Genomic DNA, 21,311 nt, shown 5'->3' on the forward strand with positions numbered 1-21,311 from the left:
GCACACCCGGCTACTGCTTGGTAACAAAAAGTCAACAATCTGAGCGGCAGGCCGCCTTTGTGCTATCCGGGTGTGTTCCAGGCCACTAGGGTGGTGTCATCAATGCGCTTCGGCGCAGCTGCGAGCATCAGTGAAAACAGAATTTCTGCCTCAGGTATAGGAAACGGACACTCATTGACCATCCGTCGTAGCGCCAATCACTTTCTTCCTGGAGGAAAATTGAAGAAACCACTGCGTGCCACCCTGAAGCGCGGTTCAATGGCCGGTGTTGCAACCGTCGGCGCAGCAGCGCTCCTGCTGACCGGCTGTGGCCAGGCCCCCGACGCCGGATCCGGCGCCGCCACCAAGAGCGACTTCCTCGGATGCATCGTTTCCGACTCCGGCGGATTCGACGACCAGTCGTTTAACCAGTCCTCCTTCGAGGGACTGAAGAAGGCCGAAGCAGATCTGGGCATCCAGACCAAGTCGGCCGAATCCAAGGCGAACAGCGACTTTGAGACCAACCTCAACGGCATGGTCTCCGCAGGCTGCAACCTGACTGTCACGGTGGGCTTCCTCCTGGGCGACGCCACCAAGGCCGCTGCCGAAAAGAACACCGACAAGCACTTCGCGATCATCGACTTCGCGTACGACGCCCCGATCGCCAACGTCAAGCCCGTCGTCTACGACACCGCCCAGGCTGCATACCTTGCGGGCTACGCCGCTGCTGCAACCACCAAGACCGGCAAGGTGGGAACCTTCGGCGGCATCAAGATCCCCACGGTGACGATCTTCATGGATGGTTTCTACGACGGCGTCCAGGCCTACAACAAGGCCAAGAACAAGAACGTCCAGGTTGTCGGCTGGGACAAGAACACCCAGGACGGCTCCTTCACCGGCGACTTCGAGAAGCAGGACACCGGCAAGCAGGTCACCATCAACCTCCTGGACCAGGGCGCGGACATCGTCATGCCCGTCGCCGGTCCGGTTGGCAAGGGTGCCGGTGCCGCGCTTAAGGAAGCCAAAGCCGCCGGTAAGGACGTCAAGCTGATCTGGGTTGACTCCGACGGCTACCTGACGGCTCCCGAATACAAGGACCTCATGCTGACCTCCGTGGTCAAGCAGATGGGCGAGGCCGTCGAAACCGTGGTGAAGGACGACAAGGACGGCAAGTTCAGCAACAAAGCCTACGTTGGCACGTTGGAGAACGACGGCGTGGCCATTGCCCCGTTCCACGATCTCGACTCGGCTGTTTCTGCAGAAACCAAGTCCGAACTTGACGCTCTGAAGGCGGATATCGTCTCCGGCAAGCTCGTGGTCGAATCGAAGGCAAGCCCCAAGAAGTAAGCAATTCCTGGACGCGCCGCCAGTACCGAGCCCCGGTACTGGCGGCGCGTTTTTGCCCTGACTAGGCTGAACCCAAAGCTCGTTGCTTTGGAGCTGTTCAGCTGTCCCTCGGACTCACAGAACGGTGGGAGTTGTGAAACTCGAATTGAAGGGGATCTCGAAAGCCTTCGGGACCTTCTACGCCAACCAAGACATCGACCTCGTGGTCGAATCCGGCCAGATCCACTGCCTTCTAGGCGAAAACGGTGCCGGCAAATCAACCCTCATGAACGTGCTGTACGGGCTCTACGAGCCCACCGCCGGCCAGATCCTGGTAGATGACCAACCCGTCAACTTCCGCGGCCCCGGCGATGCCATGGCGGCGGGCATCGGCATGGTGCACCAGCACTTCATGCTGGTCCCGGTCTTCACGGTCGCCGAGAACGTTGCGCTCGGTGCTGAACCGACGTCGTTCGGCGGTGTCCTCAGCATCGATGAAACCCGGAAGAAGATCCGGGAAATCTCCGACAAGTACGGCTTCGACGTCGATCCCGATGCCCTGGTGGAGGACCTCCCCGTGGGCGTCCAGCAGCGCGTGGAGATCATCAAGGCGCTGGTACGGGAAGCCAAGGTCCTCATCTTGGACGAGCCCACAGCCGTGCTGACCCCGCAGGAAACCGATGAGCTCCTGGACATCATGCGCCAGCTCAAAGCCGGCGGCACGTCCATCGTCTTCATTTCGCACAAGCTGCGGGAAGTGAAGGCTGTTTCCGACGTCATTACCGTGGTCCGCCGCGGCAAAGTGGTAGGCGACGCCCCTCCTACGGCATCGGCCACGGAGCTTGCTTCCATGATGGTGGGCCGGCCGGTCAGCCTGAGCCTGAACAAGGCTGCCGCGCAGCCGAAGGAAACCACGTTCGTCGTCGAAAACCTCACTGTCCGCGCCGCCAACGGCACCAACGTCGTGGACGGCATCAGCTTCGATATCGCCCAAGGTGAGATCCTCGCCGTCGCCGGTGTCCAGGGCAACGGCCAAACGGAACTGACGGAAGCCATCCTCGGCATCCAGGAACATGTCACAGGTTCGGTGGTCCTGGACGGGAAGCAGCTTCTCGGCCTGCCCGTCAAGGAAGTCCTGCGTTCCGGCGTCGGCTTCGTTCCTGAAGACCGTACCGTGGACGGCCTGGTGGGCCCGTTCTCCGTGGCCGAAAACCTGGTGCTTGACCTCTACGACCAAGCACCGTTTGCCAGCGGCATCAGCATGAAGCCTGCCAAGGTTGCAGAGCATGCCAAGGCCAAGATCGCGGAATTCGATATCCGTACCCCCTCCGCGGGGTCGGCTGCGGGGACCCTGTCCGGCGGTAACCAGCAAAAAGTGGTCATGGCCAGGGAACTTTCGCGTCCGCTGCGGTTGTTCATTGCAAGCCAACCCACACGCGGTGTGGACGTCGGTTCCATCGAGTTCCTGCATAAGCGCATCGTCGCCGAGCGGGATGTCGGAACGCCGGTCATGATCGTTTCCACAGAGCTTGATGAAGTCATTGAGCTCGCAGACAGGATAGCCGTGCTCTACAAGGGCAAACTCGTGGGCATCGTCCCGGCGGGAACACCACGCGACACGCTCGGCTTGATGATGGCCGGCGTCGGCCCCGAAGGAGGCTCCGATGACCAGTAGCAGCGACGGGTCCGCCAAGGACCAGAGACCTGGAGAATCCACCGCGGAAGTCCGGGCAGCTGACGTTGCCTTGGATACTGCCGGCGGTGCGCTGGAGCCGTCGATCGTTCCTGTCTCCTCCCAGAGCGGCGAACCGGGGCACCAACAAGGCAACGTCATGCGTCGGATCGTGATGGGCAATGGCTTCGTTTCGGTCCTGGCCGTGATCGTGGCCCTTTTCCTCGGTGGACTGTTGATTGCCAGTACGGACACCCAGGTGGCCAAGACCGCAGGGTACCTGTTCGCCCGCCCCAGCGACTTCCTGAGTGCGCTGTGGTCTGCCATGACGGACAGCTACGTGGCCCTCTTCCAAGGTGCGGTGTTCAACACCCGCCAGGGGTTCGCTCCGCTGCTTGAAACCATGACAGTGGCGACGCCGCTCATTTGCGCGGGCCTGGGCGTGGCCCTGGCGTTCCGCGCAGGCCTGTTCAACATCGGTGCGCAGGGGCAGATCATCATCAGTGCCACCCTGGCCGCCTATGTTGGTTTCACCTGGCACCTGCCGTTTGGCCTGCACCTCCTCCTGGTGATCATCATGGGTGTCCTCGGTGGCGCCGCATGGGGCGCAATCGTTGGGATCCTTAAGGCCAGGACCGGCGCGCACGAGGTCATCGTGACCATCATGCTGAACTACGTGGCGCTGTTCCTGCTGGACTTCCTCCTGAACACCGCCGCCTTCCGGCGCCCTGGGGACAACAGCCCCATTTCGCCGCGTCTGGATGAATCGGCCACCTATCCGGTGCTGATCCCGGGATCCCGGCTCCACCTGGGCTTCCTGGTGGCCATCGCGCTGACCTATGGCGTGTGGTGGCTGCTGAACCGCTCCACCATCGGTTTCGAATTCCGTGCCGTCGGCGCCAACCCCGTGGCCGCGCGTACGGCCGGGGTGAAGGTGCCACGCGCCACCATCATGGTGATGGCTTTGGCCGGTGCCCTGGCGGCGTTCGGCGGTGTCGCACAGGTTGCGGGCACGGAGAAAGTCCTCACCGGCGGCGTGGCTGCACAGATCGGATTCGACTCCATCACTGTTGCCCTGCTGGGCCGCAGTACACCGTGGGGCACGTTCTTCGCCGGACTGTTGTTCGGGGCTTTCCGTGCCGGTGCCGTGCAGATGCAGATCCAGACGGGAACCCCCATCGACATCGTGCTCGTGGTCCAATCCCTGATCGTCCTGTTCATCGCCGCACCGCCCCTGATCAGGTCAATCTTCCGGCTCGAGGGCAAGAAAAAGAAGAAGAACAAGACACCGAAGGCGGCTCCTGAAGCTGCCCTTGCCAATGCCACCGGAGGTGCCAAATGAGCGCGACAACCACCGCTCCAACGCCCGGGTCCACGGCCCTGCCGGGGTTCCGGCCCTCACTGAAGGTTCCGGTTTCGCTGGGCGTCCTCGCCCTCATCGCGCTGGTGTTCTTCGGCTTCCTGGGCTCGGACAAGACCGCGGAGATGAAAATCAGCGACGCCGGTGACGCCGTTGCCGTTCCTGCCCTCATGATTCCGGGACAGGTGGGCGGCATTGTCTTCGGCATCCTGCTGCTGGCCATGGCTGCCTACTCGATCTACCTCTGGACGCAGGGGGAAAAATCGCCGAAGTGGCTCCCCATTGCCTTTGCCGTGGTCTTTGTCTTCGCCCTCCTGGTGTGGATCGTGGCCGGGGCCCGCCAGCCATCCATCTCATTGGCGGGCCTGGTCGCCGGGTCGGTGACCCTCGCTGTTCCGTTGGTTTTCGGCTCGCTGTCCGGTGTTTTGTGTGAGCGCGTCGGCGTCGTCAACATCGCCATCGAAGGCCAGCTTCTGGGCGGCGCTTTCACGGCGGCGCTCGTAGCCACCATGACCGGCAGCCCGTACATCGGCCTGATTGCGGCTGCTGCCGCCGGCGCGGTGGTGTCCATGGTCCTCGCGGTCTTCAGCATCAAGTACCTCGTCAACCAGATCATCGTCGGCGTGGTGCTCAACGTCCTGGTCTCGGGCCTCACGGGCTTCCTGTACGGCACCCTCATGGTTCCCAACAAGGAGCAGTTCAACACCCCGGGCCGCCTGGACATCCTGCCGATCCCGCTGCTCTCGGATATCCCCATCATCGGGCCCATCCTGTTCGAGCAGTCCATCGCGGGCTACCTCATGTACATCGCGGTGGCCGTGGTGTGGTTCGGCTTGTTCAAGACCCGCTGGGGCTTGCGCGTCCGCGCTGTCGGTGAGCACCCGCAAGCGGCCGATACCCTGGGCATCAATGTCAACGCCACCCGATTCTGGAATGTCACCCTGGGCGGTGCGATCGCCGGTATCGGCGGGGCTGTGTTCACCCTGGTGACCATCGATTCCTTCACCAAGGACATCTCTGGTGGCCGCGGCTTCATTGCCCTCGCTGCCCTGATCTTTGGCCGTTGGAATCCGATCGGCGCGTTCCTGGCGTCGCTGCTCTTTGGTTTCGCGTACAACCTGCAGTCGATTCTGGGCATCATCGGTACCCCGGTGCCCAGCCAGTTCATGGCCATGCTGCCGTACCTGGTGACCATCTTCGCCGTCGCCGGTTTGGTGGGTAAGTCGCGGCCACCGGCCGCAAGCGGCATACCGTACGTGAAGGGTTGACGATGCCGGAAAACGACGTCGACTGGCCCGCCCTGGAAGCAGCCGCGAAACAGGCCATGGAAAACGCCTACGCTCCGTACTCGAAGTTCCCGGTGGGGGCTGCTGCCCTCACCGACGACGGCAGGATCGTCAGCGGCTGCAACGTCGAGAACGCCAGCTACGGGCTGACCCTCTGTGCCGAGTGCGCGCTGGTGGGCCAACTCCACATGACCGGTGGCGGAAGGCTTGCCGCGTTCTATTGCGTGGACGGGCAAGGCAACATCCTCATGCCGTGTGGCCGCTGCCGCCAGTTGCTTTATGAATTCAGGGCCCCCGGCATGCAGCTCATGACCACCCAAGGCATCAAAACCATGGACCAGGTACTGCCCGACGCCTTTGGTCCGGAACACCTGGAGGAAACCACGTGACCAGTACCGAAGCGTTCGACGCCGTTCAGATCATCACCATCAAGCGGGACAAGGGCACGCTCACGCCTGAGCAGATCGATTGGACAATCGACGCGTACACCCGTGGCGTGATCGCCGAGGAACAGATGGCAGCGCTCAACATGGCCATCCTCCTCAACGGCATGGACCGCGCCGAAATATCGCGGTGGACTTCCGCCATGATCGCCTCGGGCGAGCGGATGGACTTCTCGTCCCTCACAAGGCCCGACGGCGGCATGAAGGCTACGAGCGACAAGCACTCCACCGGCGGGGTCGGGGACAAGATCACGCTGCCGCTGGCACCTCTCGTGGCCGTCTTCGGCGTCGCGGTACCGCAGTTGTCGGGCCGCGGACTTGGCCACACCGGCGGGACCCTGGACAAGCTTGAGGCTATTCCCGGATGGCGGGCCAACCTCAGCAATGACGAGATCATGTCCCAGCTCCAGGACGTGGGAGCGGTCATTTGCGCGGCAGGTTCGGGGCTGGCGCCTGCGGACAAGAAGCTGTACGCACTCCGCGACGTCACGGGAACGGTGGAGGCGATTCCGCTGATTGCTTCCTCGATCATGAGCAAGAAGATCGCGGAGGGCACGGGATCGCTGGTGTTGGACGTCAAGGTTGGTTCGGGTGCTTTCATGAAGGATGAAGCCCGGGCCCGGGAGCTTGCCGAAACCATGGTGGCCCTGGGCAAGGACGCCGGCGTGCACACCGTGGCGCTGATAACGGACATGTCCACCCCGCTCGGATTGACAGCCGGAAACGCCATCGAGGTAGAGGAATCCGTGGAGGTCCTGGCCGGCGGCGGTCCGGAAGACGTCGTCGAACTGACGGTCCGCCTGGCTGAGGAAATGCTGGCCGGTGCCGGTATCCACGATGCTGATCCGGCAGCGGCGCTGAAGGACGGCAGGGCCATGGATGTCTGGAACCGGATGATCGAAGCCCAGGGCGGCGATCCCCGGGCCGCACTGCCGGTAGCCAAGGAATCCGAGGTTGTCTACGCCCCGGCAGATGGGGTCCTGGTGGAATTGGACGCTCTTTCCGTGGGCGTCGCAGCCTGGCGCTTGGGCGCCGGCAGGGCACGTAAAGAGGACCAGGTCCAGGCCGGGGCAGGCGTGCGCATGCACGCCAAGCCCGGCGCTTTGGTCCGCGCCGGCGAGCCGCTCATGACGCTCCTGACGGACACTCCGGAGAAGTTTGATCGTGCCAAGGAAGCCCTGCAGGACGCGGTGGTCATTGCCCCTGAGGGTTCACGTCCCGCCCGTCAGCTAATTATCAGCCGCATCGCCTAGGCTGGATTATTCCGGGCCGTCCTGCGGATGGCCCGGAATAATCGTCGTCCGGCGCCTGTGGGGGAGCCGCTACTCGAAGGAAACCGTGCAGGGCATCAACGACTTCATCCTCGCCGCGGCGGAACAGCCGTGGGTGTTGTTCCTGGTGCTCGCCTGTTGCCTCATTGACGGCTTCTTCCCACCGATCCCCAGTGAGTCCGTGGTGGTGGGCCTGAGCGCGGTCTCGGGCAGCAGCGGTTCGCCGAACATCTGGCTGCTGGGCTTGATGGCGGCACTGGGGGCTTTCGCCGGCGACAACATTGCCTACATCATCGGCCAGCGGATCGGCACGCAGCGCTGGCGCTGGATGCGGAGGCAACGGATGCAGGGCGCCTTCCGCTGGGCCGGCAAGGAACTGCGCAGGCGTGCTGCTTCGCTCATCATGGTCGCCAGGTTCATTCCCATCGGCAGGGTGGCGGTCAACCTCACCGCCGGAGCCACGCATTTCAATCACCGCCGCTTTGTTCTTCTGACCGCAGCCTCGGCAGTTCTCTGGGCCAGCTACTCAGTGGTGCTCGGATACTTCTTCGGCGTCTGGTTCGAGCACAACCATCTGCTGGGTGCCGTCATAGCGATTGTGGTGGCAGTGATCCTCGGCATCATCATTGACCGCATCATCAGCCGGGTGCGCGGATCCGTGCCCCTGGACGGCAAGAACATTCCCGGGCAGGACGTCCCGCCTCCACCCACGGTATGACACTCACGGCCTCCCAAGATCAGTCCGCCGGTTGACGCCTCCACGAAGCGTGACCGATAGCGTTAAGCGTGTGATCCCGGGGCTGGGGCGTAGCGAACGACGTCCCGGCCATGGGACACTAAGAGCGACTTCGGTCACACTGTCAAGTCATATTCATCTAGGAGCTACCGCCGCGTGGAGTTTTTGAACCAAATGCTCGAGCATGCAGCCGGGCAGCCCTGGATATATCCGGTACTTCTGGTCTTTTTCTTCATCGACGGATTTGCCACCATCCTTCCCAGCGAAACAGCCATCGTTGGCCTCTCGGCGCTGTCCCTTCACAGCGGAGAGCCCAACCTGTGGATACTGGGGGCAACCGCCCTGGTGGGAGCCATGGCGGGCGACAACATGGCCTACATGCTCGGCCGCAAGATCGGGCTCACACGGTGGAAGTGGATGCGCCGCCCCAAGGTGCAGAAGATGTTCGCGTGGGCCCAGTACGAACTGGACAAGCGCGGCGCGGTGCTCATCTTCACGGCACGCTACATCCCGTGGGGCCGCGTAGCTGTCAACTACGTCGCCGGGCAGACCGGATTCCGGCACCGGACCTTCTTCCTACTGGACGCCTTCGCCTGCATCACGTGGGTGGCCTATTCCATCGGGATCGGTCTGCTCGCCGGGCAGTGGGTCCACAACAACCCACTCCTGGGCGTTGGCATTGCGGTTGCCTTTGCCGTAGTCCTGGGTATCGTCGTCGATCACGCGCTCCGCTGGTGGCACAAGTACCTCGAGAAGAAGGATCACTCCAAGGACGCCGCCGCGAGTGCCGAGGCACCTGAGGTGGAAAAGTCCCAAAAGGCGGTTGTCGGCGTCGACCGTTCAAAGCCTGCTGGCTAAGGTCCCGCCGTCGCCCTAGTCTTAGTACGTGACTGAGCCCATACTTGACGCCGCCCCTGCCCTCGACTTCGATCTGAAGAGCCTCCCCAAAGTTTCCCTTCACGACCACCTGGATGGAGGCCTGCGCCCCGCCACCATCATCGAACTGGCCGAAGCCGTAGGCCACACGCTGCCATCCACCGATGCTGTCGCCCTCGGTGAATGGTTCCGCGAGTCCGCCGACTCCGGCTCGCTGGTCCGTTACCTCGAAACGTTCGACCACACCATCGCGGTTATGCAGACCAAGGAAGGCCTGTTCCGGGTCGCCAAGGAATTCGTTGAGGACCTGGCTGAAGACGGCGTGGTGTACGGCGAAGTCCGTTGGGCCCCGGAACAGCACCTCCAGAAGGGCCTGACCCTGGACGAAGTGGTGGAAGCCGTCCAGACCGGCCTCGAAGCGGGCGTGGATGCAGCAGAAGAGCGTGGCCAGCAGATCCAGGTCGGGCAACTAATCACCGCCATGCGCCACGCCGACCGTGGCCAGGAAATCGCTGAGCTCGCCGTCCGTCACCGGGCCAATGGAGCCGTCGGCTTCGATATCGCCGGGGCCGAGGACGGCTTCCTGCCCTCGCGCTTCAAGGATGCGTTCACCTACCTGGCGGAGAACAACTTCCCCGCCACAGTCCACGCAGGAGAGGCAGCCGGACTCGAAAGCATCCAGTCCGCACTCGTGGACGGCCGGGCACTGCGCCTTGGCCATGGCGTGCGGATCGCCGAGGACATCTCGGTTGAGTTCGAGGACAACTCGGACGACGACGGCGAAGACACCGTGGGCATGGTGACCATCGGCAGCGTGGCTGCCTGGGTCCGCGACCGCGGCATCGCCCTGGAGATCTGCCCGTCGTCCAACCTCCAGACCGGCGCCATTTCCGGTTTTGGCGAGGGCATTGAAAGCCACCCGGTGGACATGCTCTTCCAGCTCGGCTTCAACGTGACCATCAACACCGATAACCGCCTCATGAGCGGCGTCACCCTGACGGATGAGTTCGAGCTCCTGGTGGAGACGTTCGACTATGACCTCGATGACCTGCTGGAACTGACACTCAACGCAGCCGAAGCGGCCTTCCTGCCGCTGGATGAGCGCGAGGCGCTGGTCGAGTACATCAACGATGCCTACGCCAACCTCGGCTGACAATTGCTACGGGCTCACAGAGCTCATCGGGACGATCGCCGCATTACGTGAGCATTGCCCCTGGATGGGTGCCCTGACTCATGAGTCGCTGGTGGAGTACCTGATCGAGGAAGCCTATGAAGTGGTGGACTCGATCGAGGCGGGTGCTGTTGACGATGAGCTTCGCGGCGAGCTGGGCGATGTACTGCTTCAGGTAGTACTTCACGCCCGGCTCGCCGAGGAGCGCGGCAGCTTCGACTTCGAGGCCGTGGCCGCGGACATCAATGCCAAGATGATCCGGCGGAACCGGCACGTCTTCAAGCCCGACGGTTCCCTCCAGGAAAGCTCTCCGGCCAGTGTCGAGGAAATCATCCTCAAGTGGGACGCGGCCAAGCGTGCGGAGAAACCGGAGCGGGAGGACCCCTTCGAGGGCATTCCGCCCCACCTTCCGGCGTTGGCGGCGGCGCAGAAGTCCCTGGACCGGGCGGTCCGTGCAGGCTTGGACGTCGACGCGCAAGGCGCGCCGGCCGGCGTCGTTGTTCCCGTCATCCCTGCCACGGAAGAGGCGCTCGGCGAGTTGCTGCTGGCGGTCGTCGCCGGGGCCAGGGAGCAGGGACTCGACGCCGAACGCGCCCTCCGCGCCGCAGTTCGATCGTTTCAGAACAGCCCGGGCCAGCCTTCATGACGTGAAAGGTTGGAAGCCGTTCCGTAACCTGAGCCACTCTGGACTACGCTAGTAGCGACGAGGACGTTGAGAATTTCCCTCCTCATTCCTGTAATTTGCCCATAAGGAGCACATCCATGGCGCTTATCGATGCCATCCACGCACGCGAGATCCTTGATTCCCGCGGAAACCCGACCGTAGAAGTTGAGGTCCTGCTCTCCGACGGCCAGATCGGCCGCGCAGCAGTTCCCTCCGGTGCTTCCACCGGCGAGCACGAAGCTGTCGAACTCCGCGACGGAGACAAAGGCCGTTACCTCGGCAAGGGTGTCCAGAAGGCCGTAGACGCCGTCATCGACGAGATCTCCCCGGCACTCATTGGCTTCGACGCCACTGACCAGCGCAGCATCGACCAGGCCATGATCGACCTCGACGGCACGCCCAACAAGGGCAAGCTGGGCGCCAACGCCATCCTTGGTGTTTCCCTGGCCGTGGCCAACGCTGCAGCAGCTTCGGCTGACCTGCCGCTGTACAAGTACCTCGGCGGCCCGAACGCCCACGTGCTTCCGGTTCCCCTGATGAACATCCTCAACGGTGGCTCGCACGCCGACTCGGACGTCGACATCCAGGAATTCATGATCGCCCCGATCGGCGCCGAAACCTTCTCCGAAGGCCTCCGCTGGGGCGTTGAGGTCTACCACAACCTCAAGGCTGTCCTCCAGGAAAAGGGCCTCTCCACGGGCCTCGGCGACGAAGGCGGCTTCGCCCCCAACCTGCCGTCCAACCGCGCTGCACTGGACCTGATCCAGGAAGCCATCAAGAACGCCGGCTACACCCCGGGTACGGACATAGCACTGGCCCTGGACGTTGCCTCCTCCGAGTTCTTCAAGGACGGCGCCTACCAGTTCGAAGGCAAAGCACTCTCCGCCACCGAGATGAGCGCCTACTACGCCGAACTCGTTGCCGACTACCCGCTGGTCTCCATCGAGGACCCGCTGGACGAGAACGACTGGGAAGGCTGGAAGACCCTTACCGACACCATCGGTGACAAGGTCCAGCTGGTGGGCGACGACCTCTTCGTCACCAACCCGGTCCGCCTGCAGCAGGGCATCGACGCCGCCACGGCCAACTCCCTGCTCGTCAAGGTCAACCAGATCGGTTCCCTGACCGAGACGCTGGACGCCGTTTCCCTGGCCCAGCGCTCCGGCTACACCACCATCACCTCGCACCGCTCCGGCGAAACCGAGGACACCACGATCGCCGATATCGCCGTTGCCACCAACGCCGGCCAGATCAAGACCGGTGCCCCGGCCCGCTCTGAGCGTGTCGCAAAGTACAACCAGCTGCTGCGCATCGAAGAAGAACTCGACGACGCCGCACGCTACGCCGGCCGCGGCGCTTTCCCGCGTTTCAAGGGCTAGCCTTCAGCGAAATCAGTTGACCGGTGGCTATGGTGGAAAGACCATGGCCACCGGTTCTGTTTAAAGCTGGCCAGATTCGACAAGCAAGTTTCGACAAGCAAGTGCAGCAACCCCGCCAGGCAAGCACCGGGCATTACAGGAGTGTCATGGCCACCCGTCGTCCAAAAGTACCCAGGGCCGACGCCCTTGGCCGTTCTTCAGGCACAGCCCGCCCCGCAGGCGCAACACGCCCTCCCGGGACGTCCGCTGGCGGCCATGCCACCCCGCAGGCCTCCGAGGACGCCGACGTCATTTCCCTGGGTGCCTCACGCGCTGCTGATAAGCCGCGCACCTCTGACAAACCGACCGCGCCACGCACCACAGCGCCCGGCACCCCCGCGCCAGGCACCGGCAAGGCCGGAACAGGTTCCGGCAAAGCAGGCGGCAGCAAGACGGGCTCCGGCGGCAAAGGTGCGTCAGCAAAGGCGGGCGACACCGCAGGCAAGACGGACAAGGACTCCGACAATCTTGATCCCGTGCCCGCAAAAGCCTTCTCAGGCAGGATGCTGGCGCTGGCCGTGGTGATGATTGCCATCACCATCCTGTTGGCGCCCACCGTGAAGATCTTCCTGGAGAAGCGTGCTGAAATCTCAGCCCTGGAGGCCGAAATTGCCAGCCGCAAGGCGGAGCAAACTGAGCTGAACAAGCAGATCTCACGGTGGCAGGATCCCAACTATGTGAAACAGCAGGCCCGCGACCGCATTAACATGGTTATGCCGGGTGAAACAGGTTACTGGGTGTTTGGCGGGGAAGATGCCGCCGGCACGCCGGGTGGCCGCACCGGCTCCGGATCAACTGCAAACCCGGAGAATCTGCCCTGGGTGGATGCTCTCTGGGAGTCCATCAGACGATCGGCAACAGACTAGACGCGGCGCCCACCGCCGTCGTGTCCGCATGGGACACGGCAACAAGGGCAGGAAGGTTGGCAGCGCAAGTGGAAGAGAACACGGCAGCCGTGCCGCAGGAATCCCGCCAGCCATCAGCACACGACCTCGAGGTCCTCAGCCGCCAGCTCGGCAGGCCGGTCCGGGACGTCGTGGAGATCCCGGCACGCTGTGTGTGCGGCAACCCGCTGGTGGCGGCGACCGCGCCGCGGCTCAGCAACGGGACCCCGTTTCCCACCACGTTCTACCTGACCCACCCGGTCATCACCTCCGCTGTTTCGAGGCTTGAAGCAGGTGGGCTCATGAACGAAATGAACCAGCGCCTGACCGGTGAGCAGGACCTTGCTGACGCCTACCGGGGCGCCCATGAGGCGTATCTGCAGGCTCGAAACGACATCGCCGGCCGCTCCGGCACCGGTGCCGTCCCCGAGATCGACGGAATCTCCGCCGGGGGCATGCCGACCCGCGTGAAATGCCTGCACGTGCTGGTGGGCCACGCCCTGGCCGCTGGTCCGGGCGTCAATCCGCTCGGCGACGAGGCCATCGAAGCCATCTCCGAGTGGTGGACCAAGGACCGTTGTTACTGCGACGGAGCATGGGACACCGCGGGGGAGGCGCCCTCCCGGGACTTGAGCCGACACGGACCCCAGGGTCTTCCGGAGATCGTGGGACGCCCGGCGCCGGTGCGCAAGGCCCAGTCCACAACCCCTGCAGAAGAGGGAAACGCATGAGCCGTGTGGCCGCCATCGACTGCGGAACCAACTCCATCCGGCTCCTCATCGCCGACGCTTCGGCGAGCGGCGCACCGGGGCCGCTGACCGACGTCGTGCGTGAGATGCGCGTGGTGCGGCTGGGCCAGGGCGTGGATGCCACCGGCGAGCTTGCTCCGGAGGCCCTTGAGCGTACCTTCGCAGCCGCCCGCGATTACGCGCGCCTGATCGAGGACCATGGCGCCCGGCGGGTCCGTTTCGCAGCAACTTCGGCTACCCGCGATGCCCGTAACAGGCAGGTTTTCGTGGACGGGATCCGGGACTTGCTGGGAGTTGAGCCCGAGGTCATCTCCGGTGACGAGGAAGCTGCCTTGTCCTTCGCCGGCGCAAGCAGCGTCCTGCCCGTCACGGGGGAGGACGCCATCCTGGTGGTGGACCTCGGCGGCGGGAGCACGGAGTTTGTCCTGGGCGACTCTGGCGGCGTGATCGCCGCCCGATCCGTGGACATCGGCTGCGTGCGGCTCACCGAACGCCACCTTCGCAACGATCCGCCCACTGCCGCTCAAATCGCTGCCGCAGAGGCCGACGTCGATGCCGCGATCGACCTCGCGGCCCGGACGGTCCCGTTTGACCGCGCCACAGCCGTGGTTGGAGTGGCGGGCTCCATCACCACCATCACCGCGCACGCGTTGGGCCTGAGCGAATACCAGCCCGAGCGGATCCACGGCGCATCCCTGGACCTTGTGACCATCAGCGACGCCTGCACCAGCCTGCTGGAAATGACCCGGGCCGAACGCGCAGCGCTTCCCTACATGCATCCCGGACGCGTGGATGTCATCGGGGCCGGAGCCTTGGTGTGGCGCCGGATCCTGGCCCGGCTGGCTGAGGCCGGCAACGGCAGGATCCGTGGAGCCGTTTCGAGCGAGCACGACATCCTGGACGGCATTGCCCTGAGCATCCGGGACGCTGAATGACGGTGCTGCGCCGCCGTACCCTCTCCGCCGCCCTTGCCTCCGTGCTGGCCGGCGGTGCGCTGCTGGGTGCCGTCGTGACGGCTCCGGCCGCGGTGGCGGACGCCTGGCGTGACAAGGAGTTCTGGATCAAGGATTCCGGGGTTGCCAACGCCTGGCAGGTCTCCAAGGGGGCAGGGGTCAAAGTGGCGATCATCGACAGCGGCGTCGATGGGAACCACCCCGACCTCAAGGGTGCCGTGGTGGGCGGTACGGATGTCTCCGGAGCCGGTACCCCCGACGGGCAAAAGAGCATCGGTGCCAAGACCGAGCACGGAACGCTGGTGGCTACCATGCTGGCAGGGCGAGGGCATGCGACGCCCACGCCCCCACCGTCGGCGTCGGCTTCGGCTTCCGCGACACCCTCGTCCCCGCCTGTCCCCACGACTCCTCCTGCCGGGGGACCGGACGGGATCACCGGCGTGGCACCGGAAGCCCAGATCCTGTCGGTGTCCACCTGGCTTGGTTCGCCCAACCCCGGCGGGAAGACCGATCAGGAGCAAATTCCCGACGCCGTTCGCTGGGCCGTGGACAACGGCGCGAAGGTCATCAACATTTCCCTCGGCAGTACGTCACCGGACTGGCCGCAGAGCTGGGACGCGGCTTTCCTCTATGCGGAGCAGAAGGATGTCGTCATTGTCGCTGCCGCAGGCAACCGCGTGGGCGGAAACGTCCAGGTAGGGGCCCCGGCCACCATCCCGGGCGTCCTTACCGTTGCCGGGCTCGACGGCGAAGGCCGCGCCAGCGTGGACTCGTCGTCACAGGGCATCAGCATCGGGGTGGCCGCACCGGCGGAGAACCTTGTGGGAGGCATTCCCGGCGGCGGCTACGCCGAATGGGCCGGAACCTCGGGCGCCGCTCCCATCGTTTCCGGCGTGGCGGCCCTCATCCGCTCCAAATGGCCGGAGATGAGTGCCAGCCAGGTCATCAACCGGATTGTCAGTACGGCCAAGGATGCCGGAGCGCCTGGGAAGGATCCGCTGTACGGCTATGGCGTCCTCGACGCCGAGGCTGCGCTTAAGGCCGATGTTCCCACTACCAGCAGCAATCCGCTGGGATCCATCGCGGACTGGATCCGGGTGCATCGCCGCGGGGTGCTCAGTGAGCCTTCACAAGCACCGGTAGCCAGCCCGACCAGTGCTGTGCCCACCCTGGCCGACCCCACCGTTCCTGCCGCCAAGTCTCCGGCGACCGTCGACGATGCCTTGCCCGCCGCCGTCGTACTGGGCTTTGGCGCGCTTTTCATCGCCTTGGTGGCCGGCGCCGCCATCCAGCTGCGGCGGGTGTCGAAGAATCCTCCCGCCGTGCCTGAAGAGGTTGAAACCGGCACCTTGGAGACGGTGGATCCGCCCGGCAAAACGTAGTTAGTGAAGATTTTCACAAAGTGTTGTACTCTGGATCCATGGCAACCACCCCAGAGCTCATTGACCGTCCCCGGGTTCTCGTCGTCGGCGGCGGCTACGTCGGCCTGTACGTAGCACTCAAACTGCAGAAGAAGATCGCGAATGCCGGTGGCATCGTCACCGTCGTGGATCCGCTGCCCTACATGACTTACCAGCCGTTCCTCCCCGAGGTGGCAGGTGGCAACATCGAGGCACGCCACGCCGTCGTCTCCCACCGTCAGCACCTGAAGCAGACTGAGCTCATCCAGGGCCGCGTCACCAGCATCGACCACGCCAACCGCACTGCGGTCGTGGCTCCTTCCGATGGCGGTGAGCCTTTCGAGATCCCGTACTTCGACGTCGTGATCGCAGCCGGCGCCATCACCCGCACCTTCCCCATCAAGGGCCTCGCGGACAAGGGCATCGGCCTGAAGACCATCGAAGAAGCCGTTGCGCTGCGCAACAAGGTCCTGGAGCGCATTGAAGCCGCTTCCACCATGACCGACCCCGCAGAGCGCGCCAAGGCACTGACCTTCGTAGTGGTCGGTGGTGGCTTCGCAGGCATCGAGTGCCTCACCGAAATGGAAGACCTCGCCCGCGCAGCAGTCCGCAACAACCCGCGCGTCCGCCAGGAAGAAGTCCGCTTCATCCTGGTTGAAGCCATGGGCCGCATCATGCCCGAGGTCACCGCCTCGCAGGCCGAGTGGGTCGTGGAGCACCTCCGCAGCCGTGGCATCGAAGTTCTGCTCAACACCTCCCTGGACAGCGCCGAGGGCAACCTCAAGCTCATCAACCTGCCGGACAAGACCTCTGCCGGTGAAGTCGAAGCAGACACGCTCGTTTGGGCTGCCGGCGTGCAGGCCAACCCGATGATCCGGTCCACCGACTTCCCGCTGGAACCGCGCGGCCGCGTCCGCGTCCTCCCGGACCTGCGCATCGCAGGCGACGAAGGCATCGTGGAGAACGCCTGGGCGGCCGGCGACATCGCCGCTGTTCCGGACCTCACGGGCAAGGGCCTGCCGGACGGCACCTGCGTCCCCAACGCCCAGCACGCACTCCGCCAGGCCAAGAAGCTTGCCAAGAACCTGTGGGCTTCCCGCTGGGACAAGCCGCTCCACGACTACAAGCACAAGAACCTTGGTGCTGTTGCCGGCTTCGGCGAGTGGAAGGGCGTTGCCAACATCAACCTGCTGGGCCGCATCGGCCTCAAGGGCGGCCTCGCCTGGCTTGCACACCGTGGCTACCACGGCATGGCCATGCCGACGGTTGAGCGCAAGTTCCGTGTGATCTTTGGCTGGATCCTGTCCTTCTTCGCAGGCCGCGACACCACCCAGCTGATCGACCTCGACAACCCGCGCGGTGCGTTCGTGGCCGCAGCAACGCCGGCTCCCAAGCCTGCCGCAGCTCCGGCGCCCGCTCCTGCGCCCGGGAAGCCTGTCGAGGATAAGACCCCGGTGACTGCTGACGCCAAGTAGTACAAGCACCAAGCACTACAAGCACGACGGCGGCCGCCCCCTGCGGGGAGTGGCCGCCGTCGTCGTTTAATCCGTCTTCTAGACTGAAGCCATGCCCGGTGAAACAGATCTGACCACCCTGCTGGAATCCCTGCACCCCGTATTCCGCGACGGCGACTATGTGTACGCGCTCTGGCCCCACGGTCGGCCGTTGGAAGGCGCCATCGAGGCCGCTGTCCGGGAGGCCGAGGGCCTGACGGTGGTGCTGCACCGGGATGAGGCGGACAGGCTCGGACTCAGCTACGACTTTGTGGCCTCGTGGATTACGCTGCAGGTCCGCTCCGCGCTGGAAGCCGTGGGACTGACCGCTGCGGTCAGCGCAGCGCTCACGCACGCCGGCATCAGCTGCAACGTCCTTGCCGGTTTCCACCACGACCACCTGCTGGTGCCGGTGGCGGACGCGCCGCGGGCGATGGGTGTGTTGCGGCTGCTGGCGCAGGGTCTGGTCCTGCGCACTGAGCGGCCGGCAGACCGCCCGGAGATCCTGGAACTGACCGCGCGCGCTTTCGCCATTTCGCCGGTGACGGGCGAGCCGGTGGAGGGCGTTCCGATTGAAGCAGGGCTGCTCCGGGAACTCTTTGACTGCAGCGGGTACCTTCCGGAACTCAGTGTGGTGGCTGAGGCAGGCGGCGAAATAGTGGGCCATGCGATCTCAACCCGGGGGTGGGTGGGAGACCTGGAGCTCCTTGGGCTGGGGCCGATCGGCGTGCTTCCGCAGTTCCAGGGCCGTGGTGTCGGTTCTGCCCTCATACGCGAGACGGTGGCCCGTGCCACCGCCATGGGGGAACCGGGGATCGCGCTGCTGGGCAGCCCGGGCTACTACCAGCGGTTCGGCTTCGTGCCGGCAAGGTCCCTGGGCGTGGCACCACCGGAAACGGGGTGGGGAGATCACTTCCAGCTGCTGGCACTGCCGGACTGGCCCGACGGCGTTCACGGCACCTTCCGGTACGCCGAACCCTTCAACCGGCTGTAGCTGGGATACCATGGTCCGGGCGCCCCAGTAGCCCAATTGGCAGAGGCAGCGGACTTAAAATCCGCGTGTTGTGGGTTCGAGTCCCACCTGGGGCACACAGGGCAAGTGGGAGCCCGCTCCGCAACATTGTTGCAAATAGGCTGGTCAGAGGGCTTTCCCGTGGGTGCACGAAGGTGATGCTGGAGCGTTGGGTGGTGGTGCGGACTGGTGCGCACGATTGCGCCGTGCAACCCCGGAGTTGCGGATGCAACCCTTAACGCAACCGGTGCAGGGTCGTCGTGTGAGCCACGCTGCAATAGCGGGTCCCGTCAACCTTCACCTGCACGTCTCGCCTGACGAAAGGTTTGCCTTCACTGCAGTGATGCACACTCGCTCGCCGCAGTAGACCTGCGGCACCGTCCGGCGAACGAGATGCGCCGTGGCAGTCCGATGGTGTACGCCGAATCTCTCGCCTAGTTCCGGCAGAGTCATGCCTTGCACATACAGAGCCACCAGTTCATCGATCTGGCCAGCACTCAGAAAGGTGTGCACCATCCCGACCGCTCGCACCAACCGGCCTCGCGTATCCGTGATCGATGGCTCCGACGGCCTCCGACTACTCTGGTAAACGCCCCGAGACAGGCGGGAGGCCACGGTCTTCAGGGCCGGGCCAGGGTTCTCGAACTGTCTACGGAGGTGCACATCGGCCTTTTGTCATGGAGTTTTATTCGCCTCCCAGCAGGACCGGCGCGCGAGGGCCGCGCTCACGTTGTGAGCGGGAAGAATACTGTGGCCCGCAATCCTCCCTCGGGTCGCGCCTTCAGGTCGAGGTCTGCGTCGAGGCGCACTGCTATGGCGGAAACAATGGACAAGCCAAGGCCGCGACCAGTCGACCCTGAGCCGGTTGATCGGGTACGACCTTCGGCACGGGTGAACGGTTCGGTCAGCTTCGCGAGTGTCTGCTCGTCGACCACCGGGCCACTGTTGAGAATCTCCAAACGGGGAAGCGCGTCGGCCGTGCTCGCCGCGACGCTCACCTGCACAAATCCACCCGGCTCATTGTGACGAATTGCGTTCTGCAGAAGGTTCGAGATGAGCTGCACGAGGAGCGCCTGGTTCGCATAGATGACAACCGGGTCCAGATGCAGTTCGATTGCAACACCGCGGGACCGGGCCTCGTCTGCACAGCTGGCGAGTGCCTCGTGTGTGGCCGTTGACAGTTCGGTCGGCGTCAGCGGTGCACTCGTGGCCTCGATCTCGGCCAGATCCAAAAGTGCCTCAACGATGGTGATGCTGCGCTCGTTAGTGAGCCGGAGACGGCTCAGCAGGCTCAGTTCTGCGGGATCGGTTACCCGCGCGACGGCTGCGTCGAGCATCGCCCGGTTGGTGGCAAGGGGCGTGCGGAGCTCGTGGGAGGCATTCGCGGCGAAGCGACCGGTCATTGTCATTGAGTGTTGCAGCCGGTCAAGCATATGGTCGAAAGCCGCGGCAAGGTCCGAGATCTCATCGCGGGGCCCCAGCAAATTTACACGCTGGTCAAGTGTACCGGTGGCTGCCCGCAGGGCCGCTGCGTTGATGGCCAGGAGCGGAGAGACCATTCGCCCGGCTATCCACCAACCTGTTGCGATCCCCGCGACAATGAGGATAAGCAGGACCACAGCCGAGGTCGCAAGCAGTACGTTGAAGAGGGTTTCGGTTGAGGAAATGAGAAAGGGAGCGGCCGCACCACTGGTGACGCTGTTACCACCATCGGGTGGTACCGACGGGCCAACCTGCAGCGTTTTGCCGTCGAACACAGCGAAGTCGTAGTTCGGCACATAACGCATGAACAGGTAGATCATCGTCAGCATGAGGGTGCCGGTGGCAATGGATAGTCCGGCGTAGGTGAGTGCGAAGCGCGTTCGAATGGTCAGCCGACGGCGGCGGGACCGGGAAGCGGGTCGGACGGGCATATCAGCGGCCAGGGTCAGTGATGGAATAACCGACACCAATCACAGTGGTGATGGGATCCGGAGACCCGAGTTTCCGCCGGAGGTTGCTCACTGTTACTTTGACGGTTCCGGTGAATGGGTTGCTGTTTTCATCCCAAGCCTTCTCCAGAATCGTTTCTGCGCTGATGATTCCCCCGCCTGCGCGGAGCAATAGTTCCAGGACAGCGAACTCTTTGCGGGTAAGATTCACAGCCCGGCCATTTCGAGTCACATCACGACGGAACGGGTCCAGCGAGATCCCGCCGGAACGGAGGACGGGTGGGTGGGACACAAACTGCCTTCGGTGGACCGCACGGAGTCTGGCTATCAGTTCGGTGAACTCAAACGGCTTGGTGAGGTAGTCATCTGCACCGAGCCCGAGTCCGCCAACCCTGTCATCCAGATGCCCGGACGCCGTCAGCATGATGACAGCCGGTCCCTCCGGGTTCGAGGACAGCAATTGACATAGCTCGTCTCCGTGGATGCCTGGAATATCGCGGTCCAAGAGAACAACGTCGTACTGTGTGTGCGTCGTCGCCTCCAGGGCAGCGTCACCATCAAAGGCGATATCCCCGGCAATAGCGTCGACTTCAAGACGGTCGCGGATGGCCTCGGCCAGGAAAGCTTCATCTTCCACGATCAGAACCCGCATGCGCGAACCCTCCTCTCTTCCCGGAAACAGTTAAG

19 protein-coding genes and 1 tRNA gene are annotated in these 21,311 nt (G+C 64.1%); 18 read left to right on the plus strand and 2 right to left on the minus strand.

All coding sequences use genetic code 11. The features are described 5' to 3' along the window. Nucleotides 1-258: 258 nt before the first annotated feature. The 18 genes from HMI60_RS10090 (at nt 259) to HMI60_RS10175 (ending at nt 18,770) form a co-directional block, all read left to right on the plus strand. On the plus strand, nt 259-1,326 hold the full coding sequence (locus tag HMI60_RS10090; protein WP_179128338.1) for a BMP family protein: 1,068 nt from the start codon (nt 259-261) through the stop codon (nt 1,324-1,326). Nucleotides 1,327-1,459: 133 nt separating this feature from the next. Continuing rightward, entirely contained in the window at nt 1,460-2,980 is a 1,521-nt protein-coding gene (locus HMI60_RS10095) for an ABC transporter ATP-binding protein (RefSeq protein WP_026267097.1), read from the plus strand. After that, nucleotides 2,970-4,319, plus strand: a complete 1,350-nt coding sequence (locus HMI60_RS10100) for an ABC transporter permease (protein ID WP_193591094.1) — start codon at nt 2,970-2,972, stop codon at nt 4,317-4,319. The genes HMI60_RS10095 and HMI60_RS10100 overlap by 11 nt, the downstream gene beginning before the upstream one ends. Beyond that, nucleotides 4,316-5,605 (plus strand): ABC transporter permease, encoded by a 1,290-nt coding sequence (locus tag HMI60_RS10105; protein WP_018777263.1) that lies wholly within the window; start codon nt 4,316-4,318, stop codon nt 5,603-5,605. Before HMI60_RS10100 ends, HMI60_RS10105 begins: the two co-directional genes overlap by 4 nt. A 2-nt stretch (nt 5,606-5,607) precedes the next feature. After that, a complete protein-coding gene (locus HMI60_RS10110) occupies nt 5,608-6,012 on the plus strand; it encodes a cytidine deaminase (RefSeq protein WP_018777264.1) in 405 nt (134 codons plus the stop codon). Beyond that, complete coding sequence (locus HMI60_RS10115; RefSeq protein WP_018777265.1) at nt 6,009-7,319, plus strand: thymidine phosphorylase; 1,311 nt, start codon at nt 6,009-6,011, stop codon at nt 7,317-7,319. The genes HMI60_RS10110 and HMI60_RS10115 overlap by 4 nt, the downstream gene beginning before the upstream one ends. An 85-nt stretch (nt 7,320-7,404) precedes the next feature. After that, nucleotides 7,405-8,055, plus strand: coding sequence for a DedA family protein (locus HMI60_RS10120; protein ID WP_018777266.1), 651 nt, complete (start codon nt 7,405-7,407; stop codon nt 8,053-8,055). Between the two features lie 192 nt (nt 8,056-8,247). After that, nucleotides 8,248-8,931, plus strand: a complete 684-nt coding sequence (locus HMI60_RS10125) for a DedA family protein (RefSeq protein ID WP_055975192.1) — start codon at nt 8,248-8,250, stop codon at nt 8,929-8,931. Nucleotides 8,932-8,959: 28 nt separating this feature from the next. Then, the gene (locus HMI60_RS10130; RefSeq protein ID WP_018777268.1) at nt 8,960-10,102 is read left to right on the plus strand and encodes an adenosine deaminase; all 1,143 of its coding nucleotides are present in this window, start codon (nt 8,960-8,962) and stop codon (nt 10,100-10,102) included. Between the two features lie 64 nt (nt 10,103-10,166). Further along, on the plus strand, nt 10,167-10,766 hold the full coding sequence (locus tag HMI60_RS10135; RefSeq protein WP_227453701.1) for a MazG nucleotide pyrophosphohydrolase domain-containing protein: 600 nt from the start codon (nt 10,167-10,169) through the stop codon (nt 10,764-10,766). A 116-nt stretch (nt 10,767-10,882) separates the two neighbouring features. After that, nucleotides 10,883-12,163 carry a phosphopyruvate hydratase gene (gene eno, locus HMI60_RS10140; protein WP_193591096.1) on the plus strand — a complete coding sequence of 427 codons (1,281 nt, stop codon included), beginning with the start codon at nt 10,883-10,885 and terminating at the stop codon, nt 12,161-12,163. Between the two features lie 146 nt (nt 12,164-12,309). Then, nucleotides 12,310-13,068, plus strand: coding sequence for a septum formation initiator family protein (locus HMI60_RS10145; RefSeq protein WP_193591097.1), 759 nt, complete (start codon nt 12,310-12,312; stop codon nt 13,066-13,068). Between the two features lie 68 nt (nt 13,069-13,136). Beyond that, the gene (locus HMI60_RS10150) at nt 13,137-13,817 is read left to right on the plus strand and encodes a DUF501 domain-containing protein (RefSeq protein ID WP_193591098.1); all 681 of its coding nucleotides are present in this window, start codon (nt 13,137-13,139) and stop codon (nt 13,815-13,817) included. Next, nucleotides 13,814-14,770, plus strand: a complete 957-nt coding sequence (locus HMI60_RS10155; RefSeq protein ID WP_018777273.1) for a Ppx/GppA phosphatase family protein — start codon at nt 13,814-13,816, stop codon at nt 14,768-14,770. The genes HMI60_RS10150 and HMI60_RS10155 overlap by 4 nt, the downstream gene beginning before the upstream one ends. Next, a complete protein-coding gene (locus HMI60_RS10160; protein WP_193591099.1) occupies nt 14,767-16,170 on the plus strand; it encodes a S8 family serine peptidase in 1,404 nt (467 codons plus the stop codon). Before HMI60_RS10155 ends, HMI60_RS10160 begins: the two co-directional genes overlap by 4 nt. A 38-nt stretch (nt 16,171-16,208) precedes the next feature. Further along, nucleotides 16,209-17,663 (plus strand): NAD(P)/FAD-dependent oxidoreductase, encoded by a 1,455-nt coding sequence (locus tag HMI60_RS10165; RefSeq protein ID WP_018777275.1) that lies wholly within the window; start codon nt 16,209-16,211, stop codon nt 17,661-17,663. Nucleotides 17,664-17,754: 91 nt separating this feature from the next. After that, nucleotides 17,755-18,675: an N-acetyltransferase gene (locus HMI60_RS10170; RefSeq protein WP_193591100.1), complete on the plus strand. Its 921-nt coding sequence runs from the start codon at nt 17,755-17,757 to the stop codon at nt 18,673-18,675. Between the two features lie 21 nt (nt 18,676-18,696). Then, a tRNA-Leu gene (locus tag HMI60_RS10175) sits at nt 18,697-18,770 on the plus strand. Between the two features lie 648 nt (nt 18,771-19,418). Here the strand turns inward: HMI60_RS10175 and HMI60_RS10180 are convergent. Together HMI60_RS10180 and HMI60_RS10185 are read right to left on the minus strand one after the other, a co-directional pair. After that, nucleotides 19,419-20,642, minus strand: a complete 1,224-nt coding sequence (locus HMI60_RS10180; protein WP_193591101.1) for a HAMP domain-containing sensor histidine kinase — start codon at nt 20,640-20,642, stop codon at nt 19,419-19,421. After that, the gene (locus HMI60_RS10185; RefSeq protein ID WP_110504372.1) at nt 20,608-21,276 is read right to left on the minus strand and encodes a response regulator transcription factor; all 669 of its coding nucleotides are present in this window, start codon (nt 21,274-21,276) and stop codon (nt 20,608-20,610) included. The genes HMI60_RS10180 and HMI60_RS10185 overlap by 35 nt, the downstream gene beginning before the upstream one ends. Nucleotides 21,277-21,311 lie beyond the last annotated feature (35 nt).

It is taken from the genome of Paenarthrobacter sp. YJN-D, from assembly GCF_015040335.1.
Lineage (GTDB): Bacteria > Actinomycetota > Actinomycetes > Actinomycetales > Micrococcaceae > Arthrobacter > Arthrobacter nicotinovorans.

What these genes read in the sequence shown, in the direction of transcription:
- HMI60_RS10135 (WP_227453701.1), top strand. Translation starts at nt 10,167, where the DNA reads ATGGGTGCCCTGACTCATGAGTCGCTGGTGGAGTACCTGATCGAGGAA.
- HMI60_RS10090 (WP_179128338.1), top strand. Translation starts at nt 259, where the DNA reads ATGGCCGGTGTTGCAACCGTCGGCGCAGCAGCGCTCCTGCTGACCGGC.
- HMI60_RS10110 (WP_018777264.1), top strand. Translation starts at nt 5,608, where the DNA reads ATGCCGGAAAACGACGTCGACTGGCCCGCCCTGGAAGCAGCCGCGAAA.
- HMI60_RS10185 (WP_110504372.1), bottom strand. Translation starts at nt 21,276, where the DNA reads ATGCGGGTTCTGATCGTGGAAGATGAAGCTTTCCTGGCCGAGGCCATC.
- eno (WP_193591096.1), top strand. Translation starts at nt 10,883, where the DNA reads ATGGCGCTTATCGATGCCATCCACGCACGCGAGATCCTTGATTCCCGC.
- HMI60_RS10125 (WP_055975192.1), top strand. Translation starts at nt 8,248, where the DNA reads ATGCTCGAGCATGCAGCCGGGCAGCCCTGGATATATCCGGTACTTCTG.
- HMI60_RS10155 (WP_018777273.1), top strand. Translation starts at nt 13,814, where the DNA reads ATGAGCCGTGTGGCCGCCATCGACTGCGGAACCAACTCCATCCGGCTC.
- HMI60_RS10100 (WP_193591094.1), top strand. Translation starts at nt 2,970, where the DNA reads ATGACCAGTAGCAGCGACGGGTCCGCCAAGGACCAGAGACCTGGAGAA.
- HMI60_RS10160 (WP_193591099.1), top strand. Translation starts at nt 14,767, where the DNA reads ATGACGGTGCTGCGCCGCCGTACCCTCTCCGCCGCCCTTGCCTCCGTG.
- HMI60_RS10145 (WP_193591097.1), top strand. Translation starts at nt 12,310, where the DNA reads ATGGCCACCCGTCGTCCAAAAGTACCCAGGGCCGACGCCCTTGGCCGT.
- HMI60_RS10165 (WP_018777275.1), top strand. Translation starts at nt 16,209, where the DNA reads ATGGCAACCACCCCAGAGCTCATTGACCGTCCCCGGGTTCTCGTCGTC.
- HMI60_RS10105 (WP_018777263.1), top strand. Translation starts at nt 4,316, where the DNA reads ATGAGCGCGACAACCACCGCTCCAACGCCCGGGTCCACGGCCCTGCCG.
- HMI60_RS10170 (WP_193591100.1), top strand. Translation starts at nt 17,755, where the DNA reads ATGCCCGGTGAAACAGATCTGACCACCCTGCTGGAATCCCTGCACCCC.